The following is a 7,618-nucleotide window of genomic DNA, read 5'->3' on the forward strand; positions in this document are numbered from 1 at the left end:
TAATCGTTTGGCTAAAGAATATTTTATTCCGTTACAACATTAACAAGAACCGTTTTCTTTATTTTCTCAACGCCTCGTTCTCTTATGAGTTCTACCGCGTCGAGCATTCTAATTAAATGAACATAAGGCGTCGTTAAATCTGGATCAGGATCTGCGGTATGTGGAGACAAGGAAAACTCAACGATTTGATAGAGAAATAACTCAAATTCTTCGAGCGTTTTTTCTTCGAAAGCTTTTTGAAATACCATAAAAGGATTCTCACATTCTTCTTTTGTTAAAGAAGAAAGAAGAAAAACCGTTTCAGACCTCAAAGACGCAGCCACTTTACATTTTTTGCTTTTCTTTTTCAGGCAATAACACACTTTGAGAAAAGAACTCAAAATAGTATATAAAACAAAAACATCTGAAGGATTGTCTTGTTTATAGACTTTTGTTTTATAGCAGTGCATTACAACTTCGCTTAAATGCTGTTTATAATAATCAAGATTTGCAAAAGCAAAAAAGGCTTGAATGGCTTTAAACGGATTTCCTGCCTTATATCCTGCCCAAAAGCTCATTTCGAAAGATATTTTATTCTTTTTCATACTACATGGATTTAAAATATTCAAGCGAAATTGCATGCTTTCTAAAAGATAATCTATTCGATAAAATAGATATATTATCCTACAAAAAAAGATGCGTTTTTATAGTATATTTTTCTATCTTTGAAACTCAGGATTTTTAACTACACGGCTTTATCTTTGAGCTTTTAGAAAATTGATATTCATTATGGAACAGAAAATACATCAGGGAAGAAACGTAAAACGTTTTAGAGAAATGCTTAACATAAAACAGGAAGCATTGGCTTATGATCTGGGCGAAGACTGGAACCAAAAGAAAATTTCGATGCTAGAACAAAAAGACGTGATTGAAGAAAATCTACTGAAACAAATCTCAGCTGTATTGAAAATTCCTGTAGAAGCTTTTCAGAATTTTGATGAAGAACAAGCGATAAATATTATTTCTAATACTTTTGATAATTGCCAACAACCTGCATCTGTATTTTACAATTCAACAATTAATCAAATTGATCAATTCATTAAACTTCATGAAGAAAAGATTGCTTTGTATGAAAGAATGTTGAAGGAGAAAGAGGAAATGATGGTTAGGCTTGAGAAGTTGATTGGGAAGTAGTTATTCATAAAGATATATTAAAACAAAAAAAAGAGACTCTAGCGTCTCTTTTTTTATTGGAATCAAACTCATTTTTTCTACTCAATATAATTTTTTATTTTTTTGACATTTGCTTCTACGTCCTGCAAATGCATTACATTTTTACTTTTGCCACTCCAATCGTTCTTGATCGAAGCCCATTCTTTTTCTGAAATTTCTTGAATTAAAGGCGTAATTTGATAATATTTTGTCTCCTTTTTTGTCAACACATTTGTATATGTTATTTCAATATAACTTTTTATTTGTGTATAACCATAATCCCAAATTGCTTGTCTCGTCAATAATTCATTTTTACTACAATTCTTATTATCAAACTCATATATTAAACCTTCATTTCGTCCTGTTGATCTTCCTTCAATATCAATATATTCCATTAATGGAATATTAATTTCAGTACTATTTTCTCTTCTAACAATATTCAAATATGCATACTGTTTTTCAATTTCAAAATTTGATATAGTACTGTTATTATTTAGTACAGTCCATTTACTAACATTATCTTGTCCCGACGATTCATTTGATGTTTGTGTTTTTCTAATCTCTAAACTTGGCGTATTTTCCATTTTCATAATACCAGTTTGAGTATTAGATATAATGTTTGCTTGGTTAGCAATATTATTTGCTTGATTAGCAATATTGTTTGCTTGGAAAGAAACAAAAATACTTGTACAAGTTAATACAACAGCTGTTAAAACTTCTAGAAATATTTTGTTTCGTTCTAGGAAACTTCTAAAGAGAATAATTTTACTTTTCATTGTTATGGTTAAATTTAAATCGCGAAAATACTAAACAACAAAAAATATTGATAAAGTAAAAATACTTGATTACTGAATAATTATAATTGTGAAATAGGAAAAAACTTTATCTTTAATGTATGAAATTAAATCAATAATTTTCATTAAACGCTATACGAGCGGGGAAACCCTTTAAGAATAGAAAATGGCGGAGAAGAAAAAACATATTCCAAAAAATCAGCATTTTGTACCACAATTTTTCCAACGTTTCTTCTCTTATGAAAACGACGGAAAAACAATTGGTATGTTTAATACCCAACTAGATCGTTTCATAAACCAGGTACCTATCTCCTCACAGCTCAGCAGTGATTACTTTTATGGAAGAGATGGAAATCTGGAAAACTGGCTTTCAAAACACGAATCAGATTCTGCCCCAATATTTAGAGAAATGTGGGAAAAAGAAAAACTGCCAATTAATCAAAGTCCAGATCATTTTAAAATGCTACATTTCATGGTAGTTTTAGATCTACGAAATCCTATTCACTTTAAAATTCTAAATAATTTTGAAAAAAAACTTCCCAAAACGAAATCCAAAATCAGTGAAGGCAATGTTTCCGGCAATATGGTTTCCGGATTAAAGGAACATCAAACTGATCAAGGAAAACTTAACTCACTAAAATCTGCTGAACAAATTGTTTCTGATCTTTTAAACTTGGAGTATAAACTCATTAAAAATACAACTTCAAATCCTTTCATTATTTCTGATAATCCAATAATCCTTTACAATCAATTTTTCGAAAAAAGAAATTGGAAGTTCTGTAGTCAAAGAGATTTTGGATTAAAAGGATTTCAGATGTTCTTACCTCTAAACGATTCATATATGCTAGCTGTATATGATTCTAATATTTATAAACTTGGAACTAAAAAACAGAAAATCGTAGCCATCGATGATAAAAACAGTATTGATCAGCTTAATCTTTTGCAATTTCTTAATTCTGAAACTACGATTAATTTCAACCATAAGGCATCTCAATATTATATAGAAACACTTTATCAAAAATCTAAAAAATTTAAAAAAGCAAACGATACATCTATTAACGTACACAAAATGAATTTCCCTAAAGGATATGATAACCACACTGCCCAGATGATTGAAATGGGAGTTTCAGATTTAAATATCAAGTTAAAGATTCAAAAATTAAATTTCATATCTAAATCATCGGCTGTCAAACTAAAGTCGATTGATAATCAATATAGAAAGAATGTCAAATACAAAGGTCACGTCCATGTAGTTTATAAATTGGTACCAATTATTGAGAAATGATAATAATTCTAATCTCCCCGCTCTACGAAGTGTTCTTATGAAAAACTACGCAAATGTCTCCGACTTTGCGCTTTTCAAACAAGAATATTCTAAAAACGAGTACTTCTAAAAGTCTCTGACTTTTAACTAAACCTTTTAATGATTTATAAGACATTAATACCGTAACCCTATCACATTAAAAGTCAGAGACTTTTGAGAAGTTTTTTATTCAAAACAAAATAAAAAAAATGCGCAAAGTCTAAAGACATTTGCGCAGCTTTTCAGTTAAACTTTATGGAAGCGAAGCATAAATTTCAGCACACTTAACTGCATTTTTTCAGAGCAGCTTTCAATACTTTTCCAATTGGTTCGAAATCTTCATTATCTTCAATTACAATTTCTTGTCCGTTTAAAAATTGATATCCTTTTCGATCACCGGCAGTTCCTCCATTAATTGTTGGTGAGAATGTAATTTGATTATTCTGACGCTTAATAGATACATAAAGTGAATCTTTCATCTGAGCTTTTATAGATTTTAATCCGGTGATTTTTTTGTAATATTCGTAATTCTCTTTTCTTTCCTTATCAGTAAATTTCCTTATAGTTTTAGATAAATCAAGATGTTTGATAATTGCTTTACCAATTTCAAAATCTGATGAATTGATTTCTAATATTGTAATTTCTTTTGATCGTATCGAATATGAGTTAATTATTCTATCATAGGTTTCAAAGAAAATTCTATCAGGATATTGTATTACACTAATTCCTTGAGTAAATGGCAGCTTATTCTGTTTTCGACGATTGATAATCCTTGTCCAAAGCTGGTCTATAAATTTATACAAATGAACAACCATAGAAAAACTTATCTATCCTTTCTTCTTAAAAACCTTATAAAACACAAAAAGAATACCCAACCAAACCGGAATTAATTCTACAGACAACTTCATATTTGTCATCCACATGATGGCCAAAATACCTAATAAAAAGGCAAAACAAATGTAATTGCTCACAGGATAAAATATAGAAGCAAACTTTGTTTTAGTATTTTCCTTGTCTTTAGTTTGTCTAAATTTTAAATGCGTATATGAAATCATAACCCAGTTAATAACCAAACAAGACACTACTAAAGACATTAAAATACTAAAAGCTTCTTCTGGCATTATTTTATTGATTAAAATACAAATAGCGGCAAAACATGAAGAAATTAAAATGGCATTTACTGGTACAGAGTGTTTGTTTAATTTCTTTAAAAAACTAGGCGCGCTGCCTTGATCTGCTAAACCAAATAACATTCGTGAGTTACTGTAAACACTACTATTATAAACGGATAAAGCAGCAGTTAACACAATTAAATTTAGCGCATTAGCAATAAGTTTTGTAAAAAAGATTTTCTGACCAAACAACGTAAATTCCATTCCGTTTAAGTTTTGAAAAACCATCACAAACGGACTACTGTCTGTTGTAATTTGCCTCCAAGGTGACAAAGCAAATAAAATGACCAATGCACCCACATAAAATATAAGAATTCTATAAATAACCTGATTGGTTGCTTTCGGAATGTTTTTTTCTGGATTTTCTGCTTCGGCAGCGGTAATTCCAATTAATTCTAAACCGCCAAAAGAGAACATAATCAAAGCCATTGCAGACAATAATCCTTGAAAATCTCCACTTGAAGTTTTCTCAAAGAGACCTTTTGGAAAGAAACCTCCATCATTATATAAATTATGAATTGTAGCGTGTTCTCCTCCTGTTCCGCTTATTAGCAAATAAGTTCCAAAAAGAATCATGGCGATAATAGCAACTACTTTTATGATAGAAAACCAAAATTCGGTTTCTCCATATACTTTTACAGAAGCAAAATTCAAAGCATTAATAACCAGAAAGAAAAACAAACTCGATGCCCAAAGCGGAATTTCAGGCCACCAAAACTGAACATAAACTCCAATAGCTGTAAGTTCGGCCATACTTACCAGAATATACAAAATCCAATAATTCCAACCTGATGCAAATCCTGCAAACGAACCGCAATATTTATAAGCAAAATAACTAAAACTTCCTGATACAGGTTCTTCAACGACCATTTCGCCCAGTTGTCTCATTATAAAAAAAGCGATAATTCCGGCAATAGCATATCCTAAAATAACAGATGGTCCTGCTAATACGGCCGCGGGACCAATACCAAGAAAAAGACCAGTTCCTATAGATCCGCCTAAGGCAATTAACTGAATGTGTCGGTTAGTGAGTCCACGCTTAAGCTGAGTCTCTTCTGCAGCATCATGATTATTTTTCACAGATTAGATTTTAAAGGAATTAAATGTTTTCAAAAATGTATAAACAGCGAAGATAAGTTAAAAAAGGAATCATACAAAGCTTCGTTCGTTCTCATCAATCAAAATCAAATATAAAAATTTAACCTTAAAAGTAAATCTGCCAATTCTACAGCCAGTTTGTCTTATCGAGTTACTTGAAAGTCAATTTTTATCTTTTTTTACAAATTACTATCAGATTGAATTCTTAATACTAATAAAATCTGGCTTTGCGAGAGCTTTTGTATATTTGAAATTTCATTAAAATTCATTTATTTGATCTCCACCAAAAAGACAAAAGATAATCTCTTATAATATGAAAAATAAAGAAGCTGTAATATTCGATATGGATGGCGTAGTCATAAATAGCGAACATTTCTGGTTGCAGGCAGAAAATGAGATATTCAGTTCGTTAGGAGTAAAACTTTCCCATTCGGATTGCCTTTTGACCAAGGCCATGACAACTAAAGAGGTAACAAAATTCTGGTTTACAAAATATCCTTGGAATAGTTTTTCTTTAGAAGAAGTTGAACAAATGGTCATCAAAAGAGTTGTTGACTTAATACGTACTGAAGATTGTTTTATAGAAAACGTTAGACCTTTTATTGAACATTTAAAAAAACTCGGATTAAAAATAGGCCTTGCAACAAACGCACCTGAGTCCTTTATTTCTATCAGTTTGGAAAGAGCTGGAATTATTGATTTGTTTGATGCAATTTCATCATCCGAACACGAAAAAGAAGGAAAACCTAATCCAGCTGTGTACCTGACAACAGCAAAAAAACTAGAGGTTTCACCCGAAAAGTGTATCGTTATAGAAGATTCTTATCATGGAATGCAAGCTGGAAAAAATGCAGGAATGACCGTTGTTGCATTCACAAATGGCGATGAAAACTTAACTTTTGATATAGCAGATCATATACTTCATCGTTATTCTACCAACAATTACTGGTAAACACGTGTTAAAAAATGGAAATCAAAATCAGAGAATATGCAAATGAAGATAAGCTTGAATGCATAGAAGCATTTAAAAGTAACGTACCTATTTATTTTTCAGAACAAGAGGTTCATGACTTTACATTTTTTTTAGAAAGAATTGAGAATGGTATAGATGATATACCATATTTTGTGCTTGCTTATAATCAAAAGATAATTGGTTGCGGAGGATATGAAAAAGACAAAAGCAATAAGATTTATGCCTTGGCGTGGGGACTCATTCACAAGGATTTTCATAATAAAGGATTTGGAGAGCAACTTTTATCATATCGATTAGAGAAGATCAGGCAATTTGATTCTCAATCTTCAGTGATCATTGATACTACTCAACATTCTGCTGGTTTTTTTGAAAAATATGGATTTGTCACAAAAAAAGAGACTGAGAATTATTATGCACCTGGAATGCATAGAATCGATATGGAATTAAAAAATAAAAGATAACAAAAACCATCTTCGTCTTTTTTTCACTTTAACAGATCAAAAAAAGATTATTATCACTAGCTAACTTATTAAATTAAATTCTATAAGAAAATGAAAAACTTGGAACAGAATTTACCGTTCCAAGTTTTGTGTAGCATCTTTTTACCAAAAAAATTCTATTCCAGAATTATTTAGAAGCCAAGTATCTTTCAGCATCCAATGCAGCCATACATCCTGTACCTGCAGCAGTAATGGCCTGACGGTATACATTATCAGCAGCATCACCCGCTACGAATACACCTTCAACATTTGTTCTAGATGTTCCAGGAGTGTTTACAATATATCCAGTTTCATCCAATTTGATGTAATCTTTAAAAATATCGGTATTTGGTTTATGACCAATTGCTACGAAGAAACCTGTTGCTGGAATTTCGATAACTTCTCCACTAGTTTTGTTTAAGGCTTTAATAGCATGTACTACATTATTATCTCCAAGAACTTCAACAGTATCGTGGTTCATTAAAATCTCGATATTTTCTGTTTTACGAACTCTTTCTTCCATAATTTTAGAAGCTCTGAATTTTTCGCTTCTTACCAACATCGTTACTTTTTTACAAAGTTTAGACAAGTAATGTGCTTCTTCACAA

At 30.9% G+C, this 7,618-nt stretch carries 9 protein-coding genes; 4 read left to right on the top strand and 5 right to left on the bottom strand.

The window, feature by feature from the left end; genetic code table 11:
- Positions 1-23: 23 nt before the first annotated feature.
- A complete protein-coding gene (locus VGE71_RS20600) occupies positions 24-584 on the bottom strand; it encodes a hypothetical protein (protein WP_331139988.1) in 561 nt (186 codons plus the stop codon).
- Between the two features lie 184 nt (positions 585-768).
- Here VGE71_RS20600 and VGE71_RS20605 point away from each other — a divergent pair, with 184 nt between their 5' ends.
- Entirely contained in the window at positions 769-1,173 is a 405-nt protein-coding gene (locus tag VGE71_RS20605) for a helix-turn-helix transcriptional regulator (protein ID WP_331139989.1), read from the top strand.
- Between the two features lie 77 nt (positions 1,174-1,250).
- Here VGE71_RS20605 and VGE71_RS20610 read toward each other — a convergent pair whose 3' ends face one another.
- A complete protein-coding gene (locus tag VGE71_RS20610) occupies positions 1,251-1,967 on the bottom strand; it encodes a hypothetical protein (protein ID WP_331139990.1) in 717 nt (238 codons plus the stop codon).
- Between the two features lie 184 nt (positions 1,968-2,151).
- Between VGE71_RS20610 and VGE71_RS20615 the strand changes: the two genes are divergently transcribed.
- Positions 2,152-3,270 carry a DUF4238 domain-containing protein gene (locus tag VGE71_RS20615; protein WP_331139991.1) on the top strand — a complete coding sequence of 373 codons (1,119 nt, stop codon included), beginning with the start codon at positions 2,152-2,154 and terminating at the stop codon, positions 3,268-3,270.
- Positions 3,271-3,572: 302 nt separating this feature from the next.
- Here the strand turns inward: VGE71_RS20615 and VGE71_RS20620 are convergent, their stop codons facing one another.
- Together VGE71_RS20620 and VGE71_RS20625 are read right to left on the bottom strand one after the other, a co-directional pair.
- Positions 3,573-4,103: a contact-dependent growth inhibition system immunity protein gene (locus VGE71_RS20620; RefSeq protein ID WP_331139992.1), complete on the bottom strand. Its 531-nt coding sequence runs from the start codon at positions 4,101-4,103 to the stop codon at positions 3,573-3,575.
- Positions 4,104-4,115: 12 nt separating this feature from the next.
- On the bottom strand, positions 4,116-5,540 hold the full coding sequence (locus tag VGE71_RS20625; RefSeq protein ID WP_331139993.1) for an amino acid permease: 1,425 nt from the start codon (positions 5,538-5,540) through the stop codon (positions 4,116-4,118).
- Between the two features lie 331 nt (positions 5,541-5,871).
- Here VGE71_RS20625 and VGE71_RS20630 point away from each other — a divergent pair, with 331 nt between their 5' ends.
- Positions 5,872-6,510 (top strand): HAD-IA family hydrolase, encoded by a 639-nt coding sequence (locus VGE71_RS20630; RefSeq protein WP_331139994.1) that lies wholly within the window; start codon positions 5,872-5,874, stop codon positions 6,508-6,510.
- Between the two features lie 14 nt (positions 6,511-6,524).
- Positions 6,525-6,992: a GNAT family N-acetyltransferase gene (locus tag VGE71_RS20635; RefSeq protein ID WP_331139995.1), complete on the top strand. Its 468-nt coding sequence runs from the start codon at positions 6,525-6,527 to the stop codon at positions 6,990-6,992.
- A gap of 166 nt (positions 6,993-7,158) precedes the next feature.
- On the opposite strand, the gene VGE71_RS20640 is transcribed toward VGE71_RS20635, so the two are convergent.
- Positions 7,159-7,618: FAD-dependent oxidoreductase (locus VGE71_RS20640; RefSeq protein ID WP_331139996.1), on the bottom strand; the 460-nt coding region annotated here is incomplete at its 5' end.

Source organism: Flavobacterium sp. (assembly GCF_036405015.1).
In the GTDB taxonomy this organism is placed as follows: Bacteria; Bacteroidota; Bacteroidia; order Flavobacteriales; family Flavobacteriaceae; genus Flavobacterium.